Origin of the sequence: Curtobacterium sp. PhB137 (assembly GCF_003814955.1) — a bacterium.
Taxonomy (GTDB): Bacteria; Actinomycetota; Actinomycetes; order Actinomycetales; family Microbacteriaceae; genus Curtobacterium.
Genome location: NZ_RKQO01000009.1, coordinates 16,167 through 37,373 on the forward strand (window position 1 = coordinate 16,167; position 21,207 = coordinate 37,373).

17 protein-coding genes and 1 tRNA gene are annotated in these 21,207 nt (G+C 71.7%); 5 read left to right on the forward strand and 13 right to left on the reverse strand.

The window, feature by feature from the left end:
• Complete coding sequence (locus tag EDF28_RS16385) at window positions 1-501, forward strand: DUF4307 domain-containing protein (RefSeq protein WP_165918729.1); 501 nt, start codon at window positions 1-3, stop codon at window positions 499-501.
• Window positions 502-572: 71 nt separating this feature from the next.
• The gene (greA, locus tag EDF28_RS16390) at window positions 573-1,061 is read left to right on the forward strand and encodes a transcription elongation factor GreA (RefSeq protein ID WP_111084815.1); all 489 of its coding nucleotides are present in this window, start codon (window positions 573-575) and stop codon (window positions 1,059-1,061) included.
• Window positions 1,062-1,207: 146 nt separating this feature from the next.
• On the opposite strand, the gene ilvA is transcribed toward greA, so the two are convergent.
• Both ilvA and EDF28_RS16400 read right to left on the reverse strand, forming a co-directional pair.
• Complete coding sequence (gene ilvA / locus EDF28_RS16395) at window positions 1,208-2,467, reverse strand: threonine ammonia-lyase (protein ID WP_123340649.1); 1,260 nt, start codon at window positions 2,465-2,467, stop codon at window positions 1,208-1,210.
• Window positions 2,468-2,529: 62 nt separating this feature from the next.
• On the reverse strand, window positions 2,530-3,780 hold the full coding sequence (locus EDF28_RS16400; protein WP_123294741.1) for an AI-2E family transporter: 1,251 nt from the start codon (window positions 3,778-3,780) through the stop codon (window positions 2,530-2,532).
• A 92-nt stretch (window positions 3,781-3,872) separates the two neighbouring features.
• On the opposite strand from EDF28_RS16400, the gene EDF28_RS16405 reads away from it, so the two are divergent.
• Complete coding sequence (locus tag EDF28_RS16405) at window positions 3,873-5,144, forward strand: winged helix-turn-helix domain-containing protein (protein WP_123939038.1); 1,272 nt, start codon at window positions 3,873-3,875, stop codon at window positions 5,142-5,144.
• Between the two features lie 6 nt (window positions 5,145-5,150).
• On the opposite strand, the gene EDF28_RS16410 is transcribed toward EDF28_RS16405, so the two are convergent.
• Together EDF28_RS16410 and EDF28_RS16415 are read right to left on the reverse strand one after the other, a co-directional pair.
• Window positions 5,151-6,053: a M48 family metalloprotease gene (locus tag EDF28_RS16410; protein WP_111084819.1), complete on the reverse strand. Its 903-nt coding sequence runs from the start codon at window positions 6,051-6,053 to the stop codon at window positions 5,151-5,153.
• A 19-nt stretch (window positions 6,054-6,072) separates the two neighbouring features.
• The gene (locus tag EDF28_RS16415; protein ID WP_111084820.1) at window positions 6,073-6,654 is read right to left on the reverse strand and encodes a LemA family protein; all 582 of its coding nucleotides are present in this window, start codon (window positions 6,652-6,654) and stop codon (window positions 6,073-6,075) included.
• 228 nt (window positions 6,655-6,882) lie between these two features.
• Between EDF28_RS16415 and EDF28_RS16420 the strand changes: the two genes are divergently transcribed.
• On the forward strand, window positions 6,883-9,285 hold the full coding sequence (locus EDF28_RS16420) for an Ig-like domain-containing protein (RefSeq protein WP_123939039.1): 2,403 nt from the start codon (window positions 6,883-6,885) through the stop codon (window positions 9,283-9,285).
• Between the two features lie 92 nt (window positions 9,286-9,377).
• A complete protein-coding gene (locus tag EDF28_RS16425; RefSeq protein ID WP_123939040.1) occupies window positions 9,378-11,111 on the forward strand; it encodes a class I adenylate-forming enzyme family protein in 1,734 nt (577 codons plus the stop codon).
• A 232-nt stretch (window positions 11,112-11,343) separates the two neighbouring features.
• Here the strand turns inward: EDF28_RS16425 and EDF28_RS16430 are convergent, their stop codons facing one another.
• From EDF28_RS16430 to hisS, 9 genes are all read right to left on the reverse strand, one after another.
• Window positions 11,344-12,669: a threonine/serine exporter family protein gene (locus EDF28_RS16430; RefSeq protein WP_123939041.1), complete on the reverse strand. Its 1,326-nt coding sequence runs from the start codon at window positions 12,667-12,669 to the stop codon at window positions 11,344-11,346.
• A 10-nt stretch (window positions 12,670-12,679) separates the two neighbouring features.
• Window positions 12,680-13,339: a class F sortase gene (locus tag EDF28_RS16435; protein WP_123939042.1), complete on the reverse strand. Its 660-nt coding sequence runs from the start codon at window positions 13,337-13,339 to the stop codon at window positions 12,680-12,682.
• A 112-nt stretch (window positions 13,340-13,451) separates the two neighbouring features.
• A complete protein-coding gene (locus tag EDF28_RS16440) occupies window positions 13,452-15,053 on the reverse strand; it encodes a hypothetical protein (RefSeq protein WP_123939043.1) in 1,602 nt (533 codons plus the stop codon).
• A 388-nt stretch (window positions 15,054-15,441) separates the two neighbouring features.
• Window positions 15,442-15,515 (reverse strand) — tRNA-Leu (locus EDF28_RS16445).
• A 76-nt stretch (window positions 15,516-15,591) separates the two neighbouring features.
• Window positions 15,592-17,067, reverse strand: coding sequence for an NAD(P)/FAD-dependent oxidoreductase (locus EDF28_RS16450; RefSeq protein WP_123294735.1), 1,476 nt, complete (start codon window positions 17,065-17,067; stop codon window positions 15,592-15,594).
• A gap of 38 nt (window positions 17,068-17,105) precedes the next feature.
• Window positions 17,106-17,654, reverse strand: coding sequence for a DUF501 domain-containing protein (locus tag EDF28_RS16455; protein ID WP_111084823.1), 549 nt, complete (start codon window positions 17,652-17,654; stop codon window positions 17,106-17,108).
• A gap of 67 nt (window positions 17,655-17,721) precedes the next feature.
• Window positions 17,722-18,255 carry a septum formation initiator family protein gene (locus EDF28_RS16460; protein ID WP_111084824.1) on the reverse strand — a complete coding sequence of 178 codons (534 nt, stop codon included), beginning with the start codon at window positions 18,253-18,255 and terminating at the stop codon, window positions 17,722-17,724.
• Window positions 18,256-18,557: 302 nt separating this feature from the next.
• Window positions 18,558-19,841: a phosphopyruvate hydratase gene (gene eno / locus EDF28_RS16465; protein WP_111084825.1), complete on the reverse strand. Its 1,284-nt coding sequence runs from the start codon at window positions 19,839-19,841 to the stop codon at window positions 18,558-18,560.
• 96 nt (window positions 19,842-19,937) lie between these two features.
• Window positions 19,938-21,182 carry a histidine--tRNA ligase gene (hisS, locus tag EDF28_RS16470; RefSeq protein WP_123939044.1) on the reverse strand — a complete coding sequence of 415 codons (1,245 nt, stop codon included), beginning with the start codon at window positions 21,180-21,182 and terminating at the stop codon, window positions 19,938-19,940.
• Window positions 21,183-21,207: the final 25 nt, after the last annotated feature.

The following is a 21,207-nucleotide window of genomic DNA, read 5'->3' on the forward strand; positions in this document are numbered from 1 at the left end:
GTGGGCGAGCGGAGGACGAGCGGGGACGGGAAGTGCACAGCGACGCGTGAACTACCCTGGGATCAGGATAATCACCCCGGGAGCCCCGAACTGTCCGAACAGCACCACACCGCCACCCTCGACGACCGCTACGGCCGCACCCCGGCCCGCGCGCGCCGCAGCAAGGCCGTCGCGATCACCGCCGCCATCGCCGTGGTCGTGGTCTTCGCCGCCTGGGTGATCTGGGCGGGTCTCGACCAGTCCGACCGCGGCCTGACCGACGACGTCGTGGGGTACGAGGTCCTCTCCCAGCACAGCACCGTCGTGCACTCGCAGGTCTCCGTCGACCCGGGTGTCCGGGCGAAGTGCGCCGTCCAGGTCCTCGACAAGAGCTACTCGATCGTGGGCTGGAAGGAGATCACCCTCGCCCCGTCCGAGCAGCGCACCCGCAGTGTCAGCACCGAGGTGACGACCACGACCCGTGGCGTCACCGGCTTGATCCACGACTGCTGGATTCCCTAGACTGTCCTGATTCGCCTCTCGAGACCGACCACTCGGCCGGTCTCGTTTTTTCATGGTCGAAGGGACAGAAGATGAGCAACGACACGCAGGTCACCTGGCTGACCCAGGAGGCGCACGACCGTCTCCAGGCGGAGCTCGACGAGCTGAGCGGCGAGGGCCGTGCCGAGATCGCGCGCCGCATCGAGGCCGCTCGCGAAGAGGGCGACCTCAAGGAGAACGGCGGCTACCACGCCGCCAAGGACGAGCAGGGCAAGATCGAGGCGCGCATCCGCGTCCTCACGAACCTCCTCAAGCACGCGACCGTCAGTGAAGCCGTCTTCGACGGCACGGTCGAGCCCGGCACCGTCGTCACCGCGGTCATCGCAGGCGACGAGTCGACGTTCCTGGTCGGCAGCCGCGAGATCGTCGCCGAGGGCTCCGACCTGACGGTCTACAGCCCGGTCAGCCCCGTCGGCGCGGCGATCGTCGGCCTCAAGGCCGGTGACAAGGCCACCTACACGGCGCCGAACGGCAAGGAGATCGCGGTCGAGGTCGTCAAGATCGAGCGCTACGAGCCGTAGGCAGCACCACAGACGGACAGGAGGCCCGGGGCGACACCGCCGCGGGCCTCCCGTCTGTCCGCTGGTCGCCTCCACGGCCCCGCCCGCCGGGGCGCACCACGGATCCGACAGGACACGCGTCGAACGACTCGTGGATCGTCGCAGGGCTAGTGCTCGAGGAGCTCCGGGCGGAAGCCGACCTCGTGCAGGCGCTGGATGACCTCCTGCGCGTGCTCGGGGCCACGCGCCTCGATCGACAGGTCGAGGGCCACTTCGTTGATGACCAGGCCCTGTCCGTGGCGGGTGTGCAGGACCTCGACCACGTTCGCGCCGGCGTCCGAGATCACCTGGGCGACCCGGGCGAGCTGGCCGGGACGGTCCGGCAGCATGATGCGGATGCCGATGTAACGCGACGCGGCGACCAGACCGCGGGTGATCACGCGCTCCATCATGAGCGGGTCGATGTTGCCGCCGCTCAACAGCACGACGGTGCGCCCGGTGTCGCGGACCGCGCCGGACATGATCGCGGCGACACCGACGGCGCCGGCGGCCTCGACCACGAGCTTCGCACGCTCGAGCAGCACGAGCAGGGCGCGGGCAGTGTCGTCGTCGGAGACCGTGACGATGTCGTCGACCAGGTCGCGGATGATCGGGAAGTTCAGGTCGCCGGGGCGGGCGACCGCGATGCCGTCGGCGATCGTCGGTGTCGTCGTGATGGTGACGGGCTCGCCGGCGCGGATCGACGACGGGTACGCAGCAGCGTTCTCGGCCTGCACCCCGATGACCTTGATCGGTCGTCCGAGCCGCTCGGCCATGCCCTTGACCGCGAGGGCGATGCCGGAGATGACCCCGCCGCCGCCGATCGGCACGACGACGGTGTCCACGTCGGGCACCTGGTCGATGATCTCGAGGCCGAGCGTTCCCTGGCCGGCGATGACGGCGGGGTGGTCGAACGGCGGGATGAAGACCGCGCCGGTGTGCGCGGCGAAGTCCTTGGCGGCGCTCAGGGCTTCCTCCACCGAATGGCCACGCAGGACGACCTCGGCGCCGTAGTGGCGGGTGGCCTGCAGCTTCGGCAGCGCGACACCGACCGGGGTGAAGATCGTCGCCGGGATGCCGAGCTCGCGGGCGGCGAGGGCGACGCCCTGGGCGTGGTTGCCGGCGCTGGCCGCGACGACGCCCTTGGCGCGCTGTTCCTCGGACAGGGTCGACAGGCGGTTGTACGCGCCGCGGACCTTGTACGCACCGGTGCGCTGCAGGTTCTCGCACTTCAGGTGCACCGGTGAACCGAGCACCTCGGCCAGGAACTGCGAGGTCTCCATCGGGGTGACGCGCGCGACGCCCGAGATGGTCTCCCGCGCCGTCTCGATGTCCGCGAGGGTGGGGATCGCAGCGAGCGTGTGCTGGGAGGCGCTGGTGTCGGTCACTCCCCCATCATCGTCGTTCCGGGCGTCCGCGGCGAACCCGTGACACGAGGGATCGTTCAGCGTCAGCCTGCCGTCCCCTTGACCGCGGTCGGCTGCTCGTCGGTGCCCGGCTTCGGGACGTCGCCACGGCGCTTGCGCAACTTGAGGACCTTGCGCCGGCGCTTGGTCCGGACGTTCTCGTCGTGCGCGTCCTGCTTGGCCTCGAGCACGTGGTCGGAGTCCATCGTCTTCCACCGACCGCTCGAGATGGTCGTGACCATGGAGTTGACGGTGGCGATGAGCGGGACGGCGAAGAACGCGCCCGCGATGCCGGCGAGACCCGACGCCGCGGTGACCCCGAGGACGACGGCGAGCGGGTGCACCTTGACGGCGCTGCCCATGACGAGCGGCTGCAGGATGTGTCCCTCGACCTGCTGCACGACCAGGATCACGCCGAGCATGATGACCGCCGCCACCGGGCCGTTGAAGACCAGGGCGACGAACACCGCCAGGAACCCGGTGACGATCGCGCCGACGACCGGGATGAACGACCCGAGGAACACGAAGACCGCGATCGGCACGACGAGCGGCAGCTGCAGGAAGAACGCACCGAGGCCGATGCCGACGGCGTCGACGAACGCGACGAAGATCTGCACCCGGATGAAGCTCGTCAACGTCGTCCAGCCGGCGACCCCGGCGCCGTCGATCGCGCTGCGGGCGTTCTTCGGGAAGAGCCGGACCGTCCAGCGCCAGACGTTCTTGCCGTCGATGAGCAGGAAGATCACCGTGAAGATGACGATGAACAGGCCGGTGAGGATGTGCGTCAGGGACGACCCCGCGCTGGCGACTCCGGACAGGATCGAGCCGGAGTTGCTCTGCAGCCAGTCGGTCGCCTGGTTGAGGTAGGAGTTCAGGTCCTTCTGGCTGATCCCGAGCCCGGAGCTGAGCACGAAGTCGCGGATGTTGTCGTACTGCGACAGGGTGCGGTCGCGGAGCGACGGGTAGGCGGCGGCGATCTGGTCGACGACGAGCCAGATGAGCGCCCCGACGGCGGCGAGCCCACCGACCAGGCTGACGATGACCGCGAGCCACTTCGGCACGTGGTGGCGCTGCATCCAGTTCGACAGCGGGACCAGGAGCGCGGCGACGACGATGCCGATGAGGAACGGGATGAGGATCTCGCTGAACAGCGTGACCAGGTAGATGACCACCGCGACGACGCCGACCACGACGAGGATCCGCCACGACCACGCACCGGCGATCCGCATGCCGGGCGGCACCGCGTCATCGACGACGACGGGATCCGTGTGCGGTGTCTTCTTTCCCCAGGCCATGGGCCGATCCTAGCGATCCAGACGCCCTCGCGTTCCAGATACGGCATACGTTCGGACGCCGCGCTGTCGGCGGGGTTCGGTAGCGTCGCCGCATGGTCAGGTCCTCGCTCTCCGCCGCCGAAGCCCGCCGCGTCGCCCTCGCCGCGCAGGGGTTCGGTCGGCCACCGGCGACGGACGTCTCGACGCGTGCGGTGAACGCTGCGTTCGCCCGGCTCGGGCTGCTGCAGATCGACTCGGTGAACGTGTTCGAGCGCAGCCACTACCTGCCGCTCTTCGCACGGCTGGGGGCGTACGACCGGTCCACGCTCGACCGACTGACCCTCGGCCGGTCCGGGCCCTACACCGAGTACTGGGCGCACGAGGCAGCCCTCATCCCGCGCGACGACCTGCGGCTGTTCCGCTGGCGGATGGACGCCCTGCGGGAGCGCGACGCCGGTCCGACCAGGATCGACGGCGTCACCCGCACCGCCGGGGTCCGACGCGAGCTGCACGCGCTCCTGCGTGCCGAGGGGCCGATGCGAGCCAGCGCGGTCGAGCACGAGTCGAACGTGCGCCGTGGGCCGTGGTGGGGCTGGAGCGACGTGAAACTCGGGCTCGAGCAGATGTTCCGCTGGGGCGAGGCCGTGAGCGCCGGGCGGTCGGGCTTCGAGCGCGTCTACGCCCTGCCCGAGCAGGTCCTGCCGGCCGGGTTCCTCGAGACGGCACCGCCGCGCGCTGCCGCAGTGCTCGAACTCGTCCGGCACGCCACCCGCGCCCTCGGCGTCGGCACCCGAGCGGACATCGCCGACTACTACCGACTGCGGTCGGACGACACCGCCGGCGCCATCGCGGAGCTCACCGCTGCCGGCGAGCTCCTGCCCGTGCGGGTCGAAGGCTGGGGTGAGCGGGCCTGGCTCCACCGCGATGCCCGGGTGCCCCGGCAGCTGACCGCCGACGCGGTGCTCAGCCCGTTCGACCCGGTCGTGTGGTTCCGCCGACGGGCCGAGCGGATGTACGGGTTCCACTACCGGATCGAGATCTACACACCGGCGCCGAAGCGGGTGTTCGGGTACTACGTGCTGCCCGTGCTGCAGGACGACCGCCTCGTCGGCCGGGTCGACCTGAAGAGCGACCGGCAGCGTGGCGTGCTGCGGGTCCGGACCGCGTGGCAGGAGCCCGGCGAGCACCTCGATGCCGAGCGGCTGGCCGAGACCCTCCGACGCACCGCCGCCTGGCAGGGACTCGACGAGGTCGAGGTCACGGATCGGGGCACGGCTGCGGCCGCGGTCGCCGGGGCGCTCGGCCTCCCGCTGGTCCCGCACGAAGCCGTCGACGACGCCGATGCCCCCGAACCCACGGAGCATCTCGACGCCGTCGAGGCCTGACCGGGCTCAGAAGCGGTCGGCGTTCGCCCGCAGGCGTGCGATGCGGTCCGGCAGCGGCGGGTGCGTCGAGAACAGCCGGTCCATCACGCCGGGGCGCATCGGGTCGGCGATCCACAGGTGGGCCATCGACGAGTTCTGCGTCTGCATCGGTCGGCCGTACGCGCCGAGCTTCTCGAGCGCCCGGGCGAGGCCCTCGGGGTGACGGGTCGTCATCGCACCGGTGGCGTCGGCGAGGTACTCGCGCTGCCGGGACACCGCGGCCTGCACGCCCGCCGCGGCGATCGGCGCCACGACGACGGCCACGATGCCGGCGATGAGCAGCACCGGGTTCGCGCCACCGCCGTTGTCCGAGTTGCGGTTCCGGCCGCCGGACAGGCCGCTGAAGATCGAGATGCGCAGGAGCACGTCGGCGATCAGGCCGACGGCGACCACCAGCCCGAACACCATCGTCGAGACCCGGATGTCGTAGTTGCGGACGTGCCCGAGTTCGTGGGCCATCACACCCTGGAGCTCCTGGTCGTCCATGATCTGGAGCAGCCCGGTCGTCGCCGCGACCACGGCGTGCTCCGGGTCGCGCCCGGTGGCGAAGGCGTTCGGCGACGGGTCCTGGATGACGTAGACCCGGGGCATCGGCATGCCGGTCGAGATCGCGAGGTTCTCGACCGTCCGCCAGAGCCGCGGTTCGGAGGTGCGGTCGATCTCGATGCCGCCGGCGATGGCGGTCGCCTGCCGAGCAGCGAAGAAGTACTGCAGCACCGCGTAGCCCAGGGCGACGGCGAGCACGATGACGCCGATCGAGACGTTCCCCGCCAGGTAGCCGCCCAGGAACCCGAGCGCGCCGATGATCAGCAGGAAGACCAGGACGATGACGACGGTGTTGCGCTTGTTCCGCGCGATGGCGCTGTACACGGCAGCTGCGAGGCTGGGGTCAGAACTGGACGCGCGGCGGCTCGGCGATGGCTGCCGGCTCGGCGGTCTCGAAGAACGTCGCCTCGGCGAAGCCCCGTCGCTTGGCGAACGTGGAGTTCGGGAAGACCCGGATCTTCGTGTTCAGCTCGCGCACGCCGCCGTTGTAGAAGCGCCGGGCGGACTGGATCTTGTCCTCGGTGTCGACGAGCTCGGTCTGCAACTGCAGGAAGTTCTGGCTCGACTGCAGCTGCGGGTACCCCTCGGCGACCGCGAACACGCTCTTCAGCGCCTTCTGCATGTGTCCCTCGGCCGCGGAGGCCGTGCCGGCGTCACCGGCCGTCAGGGTCTCGGAGCGCGCCTTGGTGACGTCGTCGAAGACGGCCTTCTCGTGGGTGGCGTACCCCTTGACCGTGTCGACGATGGTCGGGATGAGGTCGGCGCGCCGCTTGAGCTGCACCGAGATGTCGCTCCAGGCCTCGTCCACACGGACCTTGAGCGTGACGAGCGAGTTGTACGTCACCCAGAGGTAGATCCCGATGATGACCAGGATCACCACCACCACTCCGACGACGATCAGCGTCGTGACGAGTCCGGTGTCCATGCGTGGGTGCTCCTTCTCGCGTTCGGATCCGCGGTGCTGCGTGGCCTGAACGGCCGTCGTGAAGTCTACCGACGCGTCCGCAGTGCTCGCGTCGACCGCCAGGGTTCACGGGCGATTCCCGAGTCACGCACACCGGGCGTTCGGGCTGCGGGGCGAACACGACCGGATGCGGGACATCATCCGCGAGGTGTATTGACCCGACGGCCCGGATCACGTGGGATGGAGCCGGTGAGCACGCGAGGGGACAACGTGGACGACCGGGCCGTCGGGGGCGACGGCCCTCGTCGTCGTACCCGGTTCGTCGCGCTCGCCTCGGCCACGGCCGTCCTCGCCGCGGCGCTGTTGGCGGCGGCGGCCGCCCCCGCGTTCGCCGGCACGGCGGCCCACGAACAGGCGACCACCGAACGCGTCAGCGCCGCGAGCACCGCGACCCCCGCACCGGGCGAACTCGTGGGCCCGCCGAGCAGCGGTCGCCCCGGCACCCCCACGCCTCCGCCGGCGTCCACCGGGCGACCGCCCGTCGCACCGACCATCGCCGACCCGGGGGACGTGACGAGCAGCACCGCCCGGTTCCACGGCACCGGGACCCCGGCGCACGTCGTCCGCGTCGCGGGCCCCGCGTCGACCGGTTCGGCCGGGTGCTCGGCCCAGGTGCAGGCGAACGGTTCGTGGTCGTGCCTCGGTACGGTGCGGTCGGGTCCGCAGCAGGTCTTCACGGTGCGGGACGTCACCGCGCCGAGCCAGCCGCCCGCGAGTGCCCCGGCCTCCGACGTCATCGTCCCGCCGACCATCGCGTCCGACCACCCGACCAGCGGCGCGCTCTCCGGCACGGGCTTCCCCGGTTCCACCGTGGTGCTGTCGGTCTCCGGATCGTCGACGCAGCAGACCGCCCCGGTCGGCCCGGACGGTCGGTGGGTGACCTCGCTCGCGCTGCGGTCCGACGCGACCGTCACCGTGACCGCCTCGCAGACCGCCAGCACGGCCCGCGGTTACCGCTCCGACCTGCGCAGCGCGTCCTCGGCCCCGGTGCGGATCACGGTCGACCGCACAGCACCGGCAGCCCCGCGGATCACCGCACCCGACGACGGCGACCGCGTCGGTTCGCGTGCCACGGTCGTCCGCGGTACCGGCGAACCCGGTGCCGACGTGACCGTCTACGTCGACCGCGCACCCGTCTGCCGGGCCGAGGTCGCTGCGAACGGTTCCTGGTCCTGCTCCACCGCGGGTTCGCAGCTGCGGGCCGGCGGACACGACCTCACCGCGACGCAGCACGACGCCGCCGGCAACTACTCGCGATCGTCCGCTGCCGTGCAGGTCACGGTGTGGTCGACCTCGGGCACCCCGAACGGCACCCCCGGCACCTCCGGCACCGGCGGGGACGCACCGACCAACGGCACCGGCACCACCGGCACCACCGGCACCGGCAACGGCACCGGAGCCGGAACCGGCACCACCGGCACCACGACCGCACCGGGTGACGGCCAGACCCCCGGCGACGCGGGGACCCCGGCCGGCACCGGAACCGGGAACGCAGGCGGCACCGGCGACGACGGCCCCGGATCGGTGGCAGCGCCCGGTGACGGCACCGACCCGACCGGCACGAGCACCCCCGGGGCCGCAGGCTCCGGCGGCCACAGCGACTGGTCGGGCCCCGCGGGCGACTGGACCGCTGCCACCGCCTACGACCGCACCGTGCCGACGATCCAGGCCGCGTTCTCGTGGCGGACCGTCCTGATCGCCACGGCCGTCGCCGCGGGGTTCCTCCTGCTGATCGCCGCACCCCTCGCGCTCGTCGCCGCCGCTGCCCGCGGGCGCATCCGCTCGCCCTTCGCCGGACTGCTCGGGCGGAACCGCTCGCGCTCGGACCGCTCCGGGTCCGACGACGTGCTGCCGACGTGGGTGTCGATCACGGTCGCGGTGGCCGTCGCCGCCCTGTGCACGCTGCTCGGGGTGGGCGTCTCGCTCGAGGCCCGCTACGTCCGCCTCGCCATCGCCGTGCTGCTCGGCACCGCGGTGCTCACGGCGGCCGTGGTGCTCGTGACCCGGTGGGCGGCCGGGCCCGACCACCGTGCGGTGGGCTTCCGGGTGTCCCCGTGGCTGGTGCTCGCGGCGCTCGTGGCGTGCGGGATCACGCGGGCCGCGGACCTCTCCCCCGCCCTGATCGTCGGGGTGGTGCTCGTGCCGTCGGGACGCCCCGACCTGGACACCGCCGCGCTGCGCCTGGGCTCCGGGATCGCCGCCGGTGCCCGGAGCGCGACCTGGCGGACGGTCGCGCTGCTCGGGCTCGCGACCGCGGGGTGGGTGCTCCACAGCCTGACCGCGGGCGGGGGCTTCTGGTCCGCGTTGACGTCGGAGTTCGCCATCACCCTGTGCGTCGGCGGGGTCGGTGCCGTCGTCGCGACGCTGCTGCCGTTCGCGGGTTCCGCCGGCAGTGCGGTCCTGATGGCCTCGCGTACACGGTACGTGGCACTGGCGGTCGTCGCGGTCGCGCTCACCGCCGCGGTCTACTCGGGTCCCGCGGGGACCCACGCGTCGCCGGTGCTGCTCGGCGCGGTCGGCGCGGCCTGCGTGGCGGGCGCGATCGGGGCCTGGTTCTGGGCGCGCACCGCGCGACCGGACGCGGCCGCCTGACCCGCACCGGGCCTCCCGTCCGCCGTCCCCGCGCGGCGGATACAGTGACGATCGGTGCGTGACGCGCCGTTCGACCGCCCCAGGGAGCGATGATGACCGAGACCCGATCCGACTACGACCCGACGCGGTTCCGCGAGGTGTTCGAGGGCAGCTACACGTACGCGAACGGCTTCGCGCGGAACACCCACCGCTTCGCGGACCGGCCCGCGCTGCGCGACCCGGACACGGGTCGGTCGTGGACCTACGCGGAACTCGGGGACGTCGTCGACCACATCGGCGGGTGGCTCGTCCGGCACGGGGTCGGTCGCGGTTCGGTCGTGATGGTCGAGCTGTTCAACTCGCCCGAGTTCGCGATGCTCTACCTGGCGTGCCACCGCATCGGCGCGGTGTTCTCGCCGACGAACTTCCGGCTCGCGCCCGACGAGGTCGCCTTCATCATCGAGGACTCCGCGCCCGTGGTGCTGGTGCACGACGCGGTGCGCGGCGACGACATCGCCCGAGCGCTCGAGACCGCGCCGCACCGTCCCGACCACATCGTCGTCGTCGGTGGCGACGACGAGGTCGCCGACCACGACCACGACGCGCACGACCCCGACGCGCACGACGACCACGCCGCGCACGCCGCGCGCGTCGCGTTCACCGCGCTCCTCGCCGCCGACCCCGTCACGCCCGCCGAACTCGCCGCGACCGAGCCCCGCAGCACCTACGACGAGACCACCCGGCTCTACACCTCCGGCACCACCGGGCGACCGAAGCCGGTGCCCCTGCCGAGCCTGGTCGAGGTGCTCAGCGCCCACGACGTCGTGATGCACTTCCCACTCAGCCCCTTCGACAAGACGCTCAACATGTCGCCCCTGTTCCACCGTGGCGGCCTGTACTCGGGCGGCCCGAACCCGGTGTTCTACGTCGGCGCCGAGCTCACCACCCTGCGGCACTTCGACGCCGAGCGGGTGCTCGACCTGGTCGAGTCCGAGCGGCTGACGTTCCTGATCGGTGCGCCGCCGAACCTGGTGCAGCTCGCGAACGCGCAAGAGGCCCGGCCCCGCGACCTGTCGTCCCTGCACGGCATCGTCACGATGGGTGCACCGCTCGACCGCGCCGCCGCACTCCGCTACCAGGAGCTCCTGTCCCCGCGGATCTTCAACGGCTACGGAACGACCGAGACCTTCTGGAACACGTTCCTGCGTCCCGAGGACTTCCCCGACGGCGCCGGCTCCACCGGACGAGCATCGACGGACGACGACGTCGCCGTGGTGCGCGTGTACGAGGACCGCCTGGCCGACCCGAGCGACACCGTGCCGAAGGACGGCTCCGAGATCGGCGAGTTCGCGGTCCGGACCGTGAAGTCCGGCTACTCGTACCGCAACCCGGGGCTCGAGGCGGAGAAGTTCGCGAACGGCTGGTTCTACCCCGGCGACCTCGCCACGTGGGACGAGCACGAGCGGGTGACGATCGTCGGCCGCAAGGACGACATGATCATCTCCGGCGGCGAGAACGTCCACCCCGTCCAGGTCGAGGCCGCACTGCAGGAGCACCCGGGCGTCGCCGACTCGATCGTCGTCGGGATCCCGGACGAGCGGTGGGGCGAGGTCGTCACGGCGTACGTGGTCCGTGCAACGGGACGGCTACCGGACGACGACGTCGCGGCCGCCGCCGAGCTCGAGGAGTGGACGGGCTCGCACCCCGGTCTCGCCCGCTACAAGCGGCCGCGGCGGTACCGCTTCGTCGACGAGCTGCCCTACAACGCGACGGGCAAGAAGGTGCACTACCTCGCCAAGGCGACGGCAGCGGAGGACCAGGCGGCGGGCCGACTGCTCGAGCCGTAGCGGGTTCTGCACGTGCGCGGCGCCGGACGGGAGGCCCGTGGCGGCCCCGCCCCGCGCCTCCCGTCCGTCAGCCGGTCGCGTCCACGGCCGTGCCTGCGTGCGTTCTTTCCCATGCCGCGTGCGGTGCTTTGCCGGATCGGGCGTACCTGGTCGAAACTTCCGACCAGGTACGCCCGATTCGGCCAGGTACGCCCACGTGGCCCCGGGCGGCGCGGGGCCACCCGGGCCGGCGCTACGAGTGGCTCGGCGCGTTCCGGGCGAACAGACCCGGCAGCAACCCACCGATCTTCGTCCCGATGCACAGGCTGACGAAGGTCGCCAGGGGCGTCGCGAGGGACTCGGGGTCGAACGTGGCCACCGCCACCAGCCCGACGGTCCCGGGGACGAGCAGCAGGAACGCCGGGAAGAACGACACCGTCGCCGGGATCGCCGGCACGAGCCGCTCGAGCAACCGCGTCGCGACGAACAACAGGGCCGCCGTCGCCCCGGTCGCGACGACGCTCCCCCACACCGGCGTCGTCCCGCTCACCAGGGCGTAGGCGGTGACCATGACGGCCACCGACACGAGCGTCAGCCGCCAGCCCGAGCGGAACACCAGGCCGAGGCCGACCGCCAGGACCACCACTGCGACCCACGACACCCAGTAGGACGGCACGGACTCCCACCCGGCCAGGTCCGTGCCGACGCCGGCGACCTCGCCGACGAGTGCCGCCGAGGACGGGTCGACGTGCAACCCGGTCAGCGCACTGCCCGAGGCGATGCCGGCCGCCATGAAGCCGAGCATGATGAGCCCCTGGACCAGCCGCGAGGACCCGGTCACGATGTCCGCGGCGGTCAGTTCGAGCAGGGCGTTGGTGATGAGGGCACCGGGGACGAACACCGCCACCGGGGCGCACACGGCGAACAGCGGGACCTGCTCGAACCCGGCACCCGCGGCGACGAGTCCGACGATGGCCGTCGACACGAAGGCCGCCAGGAACGGGATGATCGCGACGGCCTCGCGGAAGCGCCGGAGCAGCAGTCCGATGACCCCGACGAGCGCACCGACCAGGAGCGCGAGCAGGATCGCCCACCACGGGCACCGGAACACGACGGCGAGCCCGGCGGAGGTCAGCGCGTTGCCGAGGATCCACGGCAGTGCGGGCGGCGGGACGGTGCCGGCACGGATGGCCCGGACCCGCGCGGGGATCTCGGCGAGGGCGATCGACCCGCTCTCCAACCCGAGCACGACCCGGTTCGCCCGTGCAGCCTGTCGGGACGACAGCTCGACGCCCTCGGCGTTCACGATCGTCGCCGCACCGGTCGAGACCTCGCTCACCATCACGAGCGCCGGCAGCACCCCGATCGCCAGGGTCGGACCGACCCCGGCGGCGTCGCGGGCCTTCTCGAGCGCCGAGCGGACGTCGGTGACGGAGCTGCCCGCGTCGAGCAGCAGTGCACCGAGCGTGCCGAGGAGCATGCCGACGGGGACGGTCTCGCCGTCGACGACCTCGACGTGGGCCTCGGGCCGACGGAGGGCGTTCTGCAGGTTCGCGAGTGCGCTTCCGAGTCCGACCACGCAGGCGATGTTAGCGATCGAGCGTGGCCTCGATGACCACGTTGTCGACCGACGGGGAGCCGTCCGGCCGCTGCAGGCACGTGATGAGCAGGAGCCGGCCGGGCTCGTCCGCCCAGACGTCGGCATCGGCGGCCACGGTCGCCTTCGTGATCCGCTCGGAACCGGTCACCGTCCACCGCGCGTCGCCGATCCGGACGCGGCTGCCGACCGTGACCTCGGAGCGTTGCCCGTCGACGTCGATGAGCAGGTTGCCCGGGCCGATCGCACCGTTCCGCAGCGAGTGCATGACGACGAACACGGTGCCGTCCGCGCGGTCCACCAGCGGGACCCCCAGGTTGCGGACCCGGTAGGCCTCGCTGAACCCCGGCGGCGTGATCTGCCCGTCGACGGCGTCCAGTTCGCCGAGCGGCACCTCGAGCCCGACCGACGGCACCACGAGCTGGACGCCGGTGTCGGCGACCGCGTTCGAGGCAGACGCCGCCGTCCCCGACTCGCCCGGGTCGAGCGTGACCTGCTTGCCGTCGAGCGACGTGCCGGTGATCGCCGTCGGCGATGCGGCTCCGGTGGTCGCGGTGACCACACCGACCACGCCGACGACGAGGGACGCCGCGGCGAGCACGGCGATCGTCCAGAGCAGCGCGGTGCGCGGTCGGGTGGGTGGGGCGGTCATCTTCCGTTCCGGGGTGGTGACGGACGTGTCGGACGGGAGGCGCGCCTCCCGTCCGACACCTGGGTGCCGGGATCCGCGTGGCGGGGTCGACCGCCCCGCGGATCCCGGTGCGTCAGTCCTGCTGGGTGACGCGGCGGCGGTACGCGATGAACGCGACCGAGCCGAGGGCGACGACGCCGAAGGCCGACAGCCCGATCCACGGCAGGGCCGAGGTGCCGGAGACGGTGCCTCCGGTGTTCACGGCTGCGCCGGTGGTGACGGCCGTGGTGGTGTCGATCGGGTCGACGACGACGGTGCCGTCAGCGGTGACCGTGATGGCGAGCGAGACCACGGCGGTGCCGTCCGATGACTCCACCGCGATGGTGTGCGCTCCGGCCGGGGTGTCCGTGGGGATCACGACCGAGGTCGCGAAGGCCCCGTCGGCGTCCGTGGTCACGGTGCCGAGGACGACGGGGTCGCTGTGCAGGACGATCGAGTACACCGTCGCTGCCGGCAGGCCCTCGGCGCGCAGCGGCACCGAGTCGCCGACCGTGAAGGTGGTGGTGCCACCGGTGCTGATCGACGGGGCCGGGGTCGTCGGCGCGGTGGTGGGCTCCGTGGTCGGGCCGGTGGTCGGGCCGGTCGTCGGCTCCGGGGTGCCGGGCTCGCTCGGCTCGGTGGTCGGCTCCGGGGTGCCCGGCTCGCTCGGCTCGGTCGTCGGCTCCGGCGTGCCGGGCTCGCTCGGCTCGGTCGTCGGCTCCGGCGTGCCCGGCTCGCTCGGCTCGGTCGGCTCGGTCGGCTCGGGCGTCACCGGGGTGGTCGGCTCGGGCGTGGGCGTCTCGGCCGCCGTGTACGCGATCGAGATCGGCTGCGGCTTCTTGGCCGCGGCGTCGTTCGCGCCGGACGTGTACCAGTACGAGCTCTGACCGGTCTCGTTCTGGAAGTCGACGAAGTCCGCCGGCCACGAACCCCAGTCGGCGTTCGTCTTGTTCAGGCTCGTCGCCGACGCGGGCTCGACGCCCTGCCAGTCCGGGCTCACGGTGATGCCCGTGCTCGTGACGTCGACGTCGGTGAGGGTGGCGAGGTGCACCGTGCGCGGGGTGAGCGGCGCCCAGCTGCCCCCGTCGCGCGAGGCCGCGTAGCCCGAGACCGTCGCCGTGAGCTCACCCGTGCCGTCCGCTGCGACGTGCAGTTCCGGGTCCTCGGCGGACCAGTAGGTCAGGCCTCCGTAGAACGCGACCGTGAAGCCGCCGTCCCACGCGATGTCCGCGGTGCCGACTGCGGCGTCCACGGTGCCGGTGCCCTCGGCCAGGGTCAGCACGCCGCGGGTGCTCGTCGCCGGGGTGACGGTGGTCCCGTCGCCGGTCTGGCACTTCGTGGCGAAGGTCGGGGTCGAGGTGCCGCCCGCGGCCTTCGGGTAGGCGATCGAGACGTTCCCGGCCGAAGCGGCGTAGCCGGGCGACGGGTTGGTCGCGGTCCACGGAGCCGAGGCACCCGAGTTGCCGGCGACCCCGGCGGACAGGAAGTTGCAGCCGCCGAAGTAGGCGCCGGCGTTGGCCTCGTTGCTGAGGCTCCAGGACAGCGACGCGTCGGTGACGTCGGCGGAGGCGGCGTTCGCGGGGGCGGCGCCGAGCGCGGCGGCCGCGGCGATCGTCGCGCCGAGGGCGACGGCGGTCGCGCCGGCGGCCAGACGCCGGGCGCGAGGAGAGGACAGGTGCATTCGGGTGGTCTCCAAGTTTGGGTAGCCTTACCTAACTCCCTGAGCATAGGGACAGGAGTTAGGTTAGGCAACCCTAAGTTCGATTCAGCCGGATATGTTCGCGCGCGGACCTGGTTCGCGCACGTCAAAGCGACAGTTGTCCGCACGGACGCGCCGTCCTGCCCGCGAAAGCGACGTCGTGCCGCGAACGGTTGGCGGCACGACGTCGCTTTCGCGGGACGCACGCGTGTGACGGACGGGAGGCGCGGTGCGGGCGCGCCACGGGCCTCCCGGCCGGGCTGGGGCCGGTTCACACCCGCCGAAGCGACAGATGCACCCGCGGTCGCGCCGTCTTGCCCGCCATAGCGACGTTGTGCCGCGAGCGGTTGGCGGCAGACTGTCGCTTTCGCGGGACGCGCACGGGTACCCCCGGTGGGACTCGAACCCACAACTCGGCGATTTTAAGTCGCATGCCTCTACCGATTGGGCCACGGGGGCGGGCCGCAACAGCCTACCGATGCGCGAGAGGCGGCCACCCCGAAGGGTGACCGCCTCTCGTGGACTGCTGCTGGGACTACTTGGCGTCGGCCGGGGCCTTCACGGGCTCGGCCTCGTTCGAGACGTCCTTGGCGGGCTCGCCGTACGCCGGGCCGGCGGCACCAGCGGGCTTGCCCTCTTCCGGAGCCGGAGCGGCGGCCGGAGCTGCCGGGGCCTCGGCCGCGGGCTTCGGACGGGACGCGAAGGCCTCGAACGCAGCGCGCGGGGTCTCACGGTCGTCGAGCGACGCGATGTCGCGGCCCAGGAAGAAGCCACCGACCCAGTCGCCGATGACGCGCCACTTGCGCTCCCACGACGGCATCGCCATGCCGTGGTAGCCGCGGTGCGCGCCCCACGCCAGGAAGCCCTTCATGGCGAACTTGCCGGACTGGAACACGCCGATGCCGAGACCGAGGCCCGCGACGGCGCCGAGGTTCTCGTGCTTGTAGTCGGTCGTGGCCTCGCCACGGATGGTCGCGACCAGGTTCTTCGCGAGCTGCTTCGCCTGACGGACGGCGTGCTGGGCGTTCGGCACGCAGAAGCCGCCGACGCCACCACCGGTGAGGTCCGGCACGGCTGCGACGTCGCCACAGGCCCATGCGTCCGCGATCACGCCGTTGTCGTCGACGACGCGCAGGTCGGGCTGCACGCGGATGCGACCGCGCTGCTCGAGCGGGAAGTCGGTGCCCTTGACCATCGGGTTCGCCATGACACCGGCGGTCCAGATGATGAGGTCGGACTCGATCTTCTCGATCGCGCCGTCGCTCGTCTTGAGCTCGCAGACGCCACCGACGGCCGAGGCCAGCTGGGTCTCGAGGTGCACGTTCGCACCGCGCTGCGCCAGGTTCTTGAGCACCCAGTGCGAGGTCTCGAGCGAGACCTCGGGCATGATGCGGCCCATCGCCTCGACCAGGTGGAAGCGCGTCTCGTCGAAGGAGAGCTGCGGGTAGCTCTTCAGCAGGTCGGTGACGAAGGAGCGGAGCTCGGCGAACACCTCGATGCCGGCGAAGCCACCACCGACGACGACGACGGTCAGCAGGCGGTCACGCTCGGGACCGGCCGGCAGGTTCGCCGCCTTGTGGAAGTTCGTGAGGATCTTGTCGCGGATCGCCGCGGCTTCCTCGATCGTCTTGAGGCCGATGGCCTCGTCCGCGACACCCGGGATCGGGAACGTGCGGGACACCGCGCCGGCGGTCATGACGATCTGGTCGTAGGACTCCTCCCACGCCTCGCCCTCGGTCGGCGTGATCGTGGCGGTCTTCGTCGCGTGGTCGACCTTGGTGACCTTCGCGGTGACGACGCGGGTGTTCTTGAGGTGGCGGCGGTGCGAGACGACCGCGTGACGCGGCTCGATCGAACCGGCAGCGACCTCGGGCAGGAACGGCTGGTACGTCATGTACGGCAGCGGGTCCACCATGACGACCTCGGCTTCGCCCTGGCGAAGGTGCTTCTCGAGCTTCCATGCGGTGTAGAAACCGGCGTAACCGCCGCCGACGACGAGGATCTTGGGCACGGGGGATGATCTCCTTGGATGGGGGTTTCGGAGTCGAGTCAGACTTCGCCGCCACCCGCCCCGACTCCAGCGTCTGCACCGTCATCATACGCCCGGCACTCACACCGGGAGGGCGACCAGTCCGCGCGCTCGAGCGCGAGGTCACCGATGGGGTTGACGCCGGGTCCGGCGGCGAGGGCGTGACCGACGAGGGCGTGCAGGCACTTCACACGGGTGGGCATGCCACCGGCGCTGATGCCGACGATCTCGTCGACGTGCTCGATCGACTCGCGATCGGCCAGGTAGGACTCATGGGCCGCGAGGTACGCGGCCGCGGTGGTGTCGTCCTCGAGCAGTGCTGCCAGCTCCGGCATCACCTGGTTGGCCTCGAGGGTGCTGACCGCAGCGGTGGCCGCGGGGTGGCACAGGTAGTAGAACGTCGGGAACGGGGTGCCGTTCGACAGTCGGGGCTTCGTGGAGACGACCGTGGGGTTGCCACAGACGCACCGTGCCGCGATCCCGATGACGTCGCGTGCCGGTCGGCCGAGCTGCGCCGACACGACCTGGACGTCGCGGTCGGAGGGCGGGTCGAAGGGAGGGGTCGTCACGGGAACGTGAGCCTACCGGAGACCCGGTACCCCGCGCACCGTCGCGCCGGACGGGTCCGGTTCGGTGCTACTTGCTCTCGCCGGTGCCCGAGACGTCCGGGGCCACGAGGTCGGCAGCGGTCTCGTCGGTGAGCCCGGACTGCAGCACCGAGGACAGCATCGCCTGCACCCAGTCCACCTTCGGCGTCTGGACCTTCGTGCTGACGGGCGTGCCGGAGTCCGTCGTCGGCGTGGTCTCGGCCTTGCGGTCCTCGGCCCCCATCACGAGGTAGCTCTCCTCGCCCGGGTACACGTAGAGCAGGCGGTCGCGCGCCTGCGCCTCGATGTACGCGGGGTCGTCCCAGCGGGCGACGTCCTTCTTCTTCTGCGTGACGTCGGCCTTCTGGCTCGCGACCTCACGCTGCTGCTGGGCGATCTGCTCCTGCTGCTGGATGAGCGTGCGGAGCGACGGGGCGAGCACCACGACGAAGAGCACGATGATCGCGAGCATCAGCAGGCTGAACCCGGAGAAGTGGATCGAGCGGTACCAGGGCTGCGCCGACGTGCTGCCGTCGGGCATCGCCACGGGGACGCGGCGGACGCGGGGCTTCTGGCTGGGCACGTCCCGACGATAACCCGACCGACGCGGTGGGAGCGCCCGGCACGCGGCCGTTCGGTGGCCTCTCAGCGACTCGCGTCGTCCGATCGCTCCGGCCGGGAGGCGCGGCTCCGGTCCGCATCGTCCGGCCCGTGCCGGGAGTGGTCACGACACACCGCCCGGCGTGCGTCCGGCGGTCACGTCCCGTCGGATGAGTCCGCGCCGGCCGACGTCTCCCGACCGCTCGACGCCGCGCACACGACGAGACGCCGTCCTCCCGGAGGAGGACGGCGTCTCGGTGGTGCTGGTGCTACTGGCCCGGGTGGTTACAGGGCAGCGGCGCGCGGGAAGGCCGAGCGACCGGCGTACACCGCGGCGTCGCCGAGCTCTTCCTCGATGCGGAGCAGCTGGTTGTACTTCGCGACGCGGTCCGAACGAGCCGGTGCACCGGTCTTGATCTGACCACCGTCGACCGCGACCGCGATGTCCGCGATCGTGGTGTCCTCGGTCTCGCCGGAGCGGTGCGACAGGATCGAGGTGAGGCCGTGACGGTGCGCGAGCGAGACCGCGTCGAGGGTCTCGGTGAGCGTGCCGATCTGGTTGACCTTCACCAGGATCGAGTTCGCGGCCTTCTCGTCGATGCCCCGCTGCAGACGCTTCGGGTTGGTGACGAACAGGTCGTCGCCGACGATCTGGACCTTGTCGCCGAGCTCGGCGGTCAGGTGCGACCAGCCTTCCCAGTCGTCCTCGGCCAGCGGGTCCTCGATCGTGACGAGCGGGTAGTTCGCGACGAGGTCGGCGAAGTACGCGGTGAACTCCTGGCTCGAGAGCTGCTTGCCCTCGAACGAGTACTTGCCGTCGTGGAAGAACTCGGTGGACGCGACGTCGAGGCCGACGGCGATGTCCTTGCCCGGGGTGTAGCCGGCCTTCTCGATCGCGGTCAGCAGGAAGTCGAGCGCCGCACGGTTCGACGCGAGCTCCGGCGCGAAGCCGCCCTCGTCGCCGAGGCCGGTCGCGAGGCCCTGCTTCTTCAGCTCGCCCTTGAGGGCGTGGTAGGTCTCGACGCCCCAACGGAGCGCCTCGGAGAACGACTCGGCGCCGTACGGCACGAGGAAGAACTCCTGGATGTCGACGTTGGTGTCCGCGTGGGCACCGCCGTTGACGACGTTCATCAGCGGAACGGGCAGCGTGTGCGCGTTCGGGCCGCCGAGGTAGCGGAACAGCGGCAGGTCAGCCGAGTCGGCAGCGGCACGGGCCACGGCGAGCGAGGCACCGAGGATCGAGTTCGCGCCGAGACGGGACTTGTTCTCGGTTCCGTCGAGCTCGATGAGCGCGGCGTCGACGAGGCGCTGGTCGGTGGCGTCGAAGCCCTCGAGCGCCGGGCCGATCTCGTCGAGGACGGCGTCGACGGCCTTGAGCACGCCCTTGCCGCCGTAGCGCGAGGCATCGCCGTCGCGGAGTTCGTACGCCTCGAACGCGCCGGTGGAGGCACCGGAGGGGACGAGCGCGCGGGACACGACGCCGTCGTCGAGGAGGACCTCGACCTCGACCGTCGGGTTGCCTCGGGAATCGAGGACTTCGCGTGCGCCTACGGCATCGATCAGGGCCACGGGGTACTCCCTACACATTGGTTGTGGTGTTTGCGGGACCGATCCTAGCGAGCCGAGGTGAACACGACGTCGACCGTGACGCCCGGTGTGGACAACTCAGTCGAGCGGGCGGAACTCCACACCCTCGAGCGACGTCGTGTCGGCGCCGACGGTCGCGAAGGCGGAGAACCCCTGCGCGGCCAGACCGGCGAGCAGGTTCTTCGTGTTCTTGGTGCGCCGTTCGAGCCGCACGCGCCGGTGCGATGCGAGCGCCTCGGTCTTGAGGGCCGCGAGCCGGACCGGGTCGACGTCCTTGTCGTAGACGAGCACCACGGCGTCCGACTCGGCGGACTCCGGGAGTGTCACGAGGTCGACCAGGCGCTCGAAGCCCAGCGAGAAGCCGACCGCGGGGACGTCCTGCCCGAGGAACCGACCGATCATGCCGTCGTACCGACCGCCGCCGCCCAGGCTGTAGCCGAAGTCGGGGTGCGCGACCTCGAAGATCGTGCCGGTGTAGTAGCCCATGCCGCGCACGAGCGTCGGGTCGAAGCGCAGGTCGACGCCGGGCAGCGCTTCCCGCAGGCGCAGCAGGTCGGCGAACGCCTCGGCGTCGAGCCACGCAGCCCCCTCGACCGAGGTCCAGTCCGCGGCCTCGAGCGAACGGATGGTGTCCTCGAGCCCCGGCAGCTCCTGTCCGACGGTGCTGCGGAGCTCGGCGGCGACGCCGTCCGGGCCGATCTTGTCGAGCTTGTCGACCGTGATGAGTGCGCGGTCGGCGGCAGCGGGGTCCGCGATGCCCCACGACGCCAGCAGGGTCAGCAGGATCCGCCGGTCGTTGATGCGGATCGTGGTGCCGGTCACCCCGAGCGCGTCGAGCGCGGCGGTCGTGGCGCGGATGAGCTCGATCTCGGCCAGCTGCCCGGGCTCCCCCAGGATGTCGATGTCGCACTGCACGAACTGGCGGTAGCGCCCCTTCTGTGGACGCTCGGCGCGCCAGACCGGCGCGATCTGCACCGATCGGAACACCGAGGGCAGCTCGGCGCGGTGCGAGGCGTAGAACCGGGCGAGCGGCACGGTCAGGTCGAACCGGAGCCCGAGGTCAGCGAGGTCGAGCGGCGCCTGGGCAGCCTGCAGGTCCTCGGTGCTGAGCCCGCGCTTCATGACCGCGAACGCCAGCTTCTCGTTGTCGCCGCCGAGCCCGGAGTGCAGCCGCGCGGCGTCCTCGACCACGGGGGTCTCGATCTCGTCGAACCCGTGCCGCGAGTAGACGTCACGGACGACACCGAGCACGTGCTCGCGTCGGGCCTTGTCCGCCGGGAGGAAGTCGCGCATGCCACGGGGTGCCGTCACGGTCGTCGCCATGGCGTCAAGTCTGGCAGATGCGCAT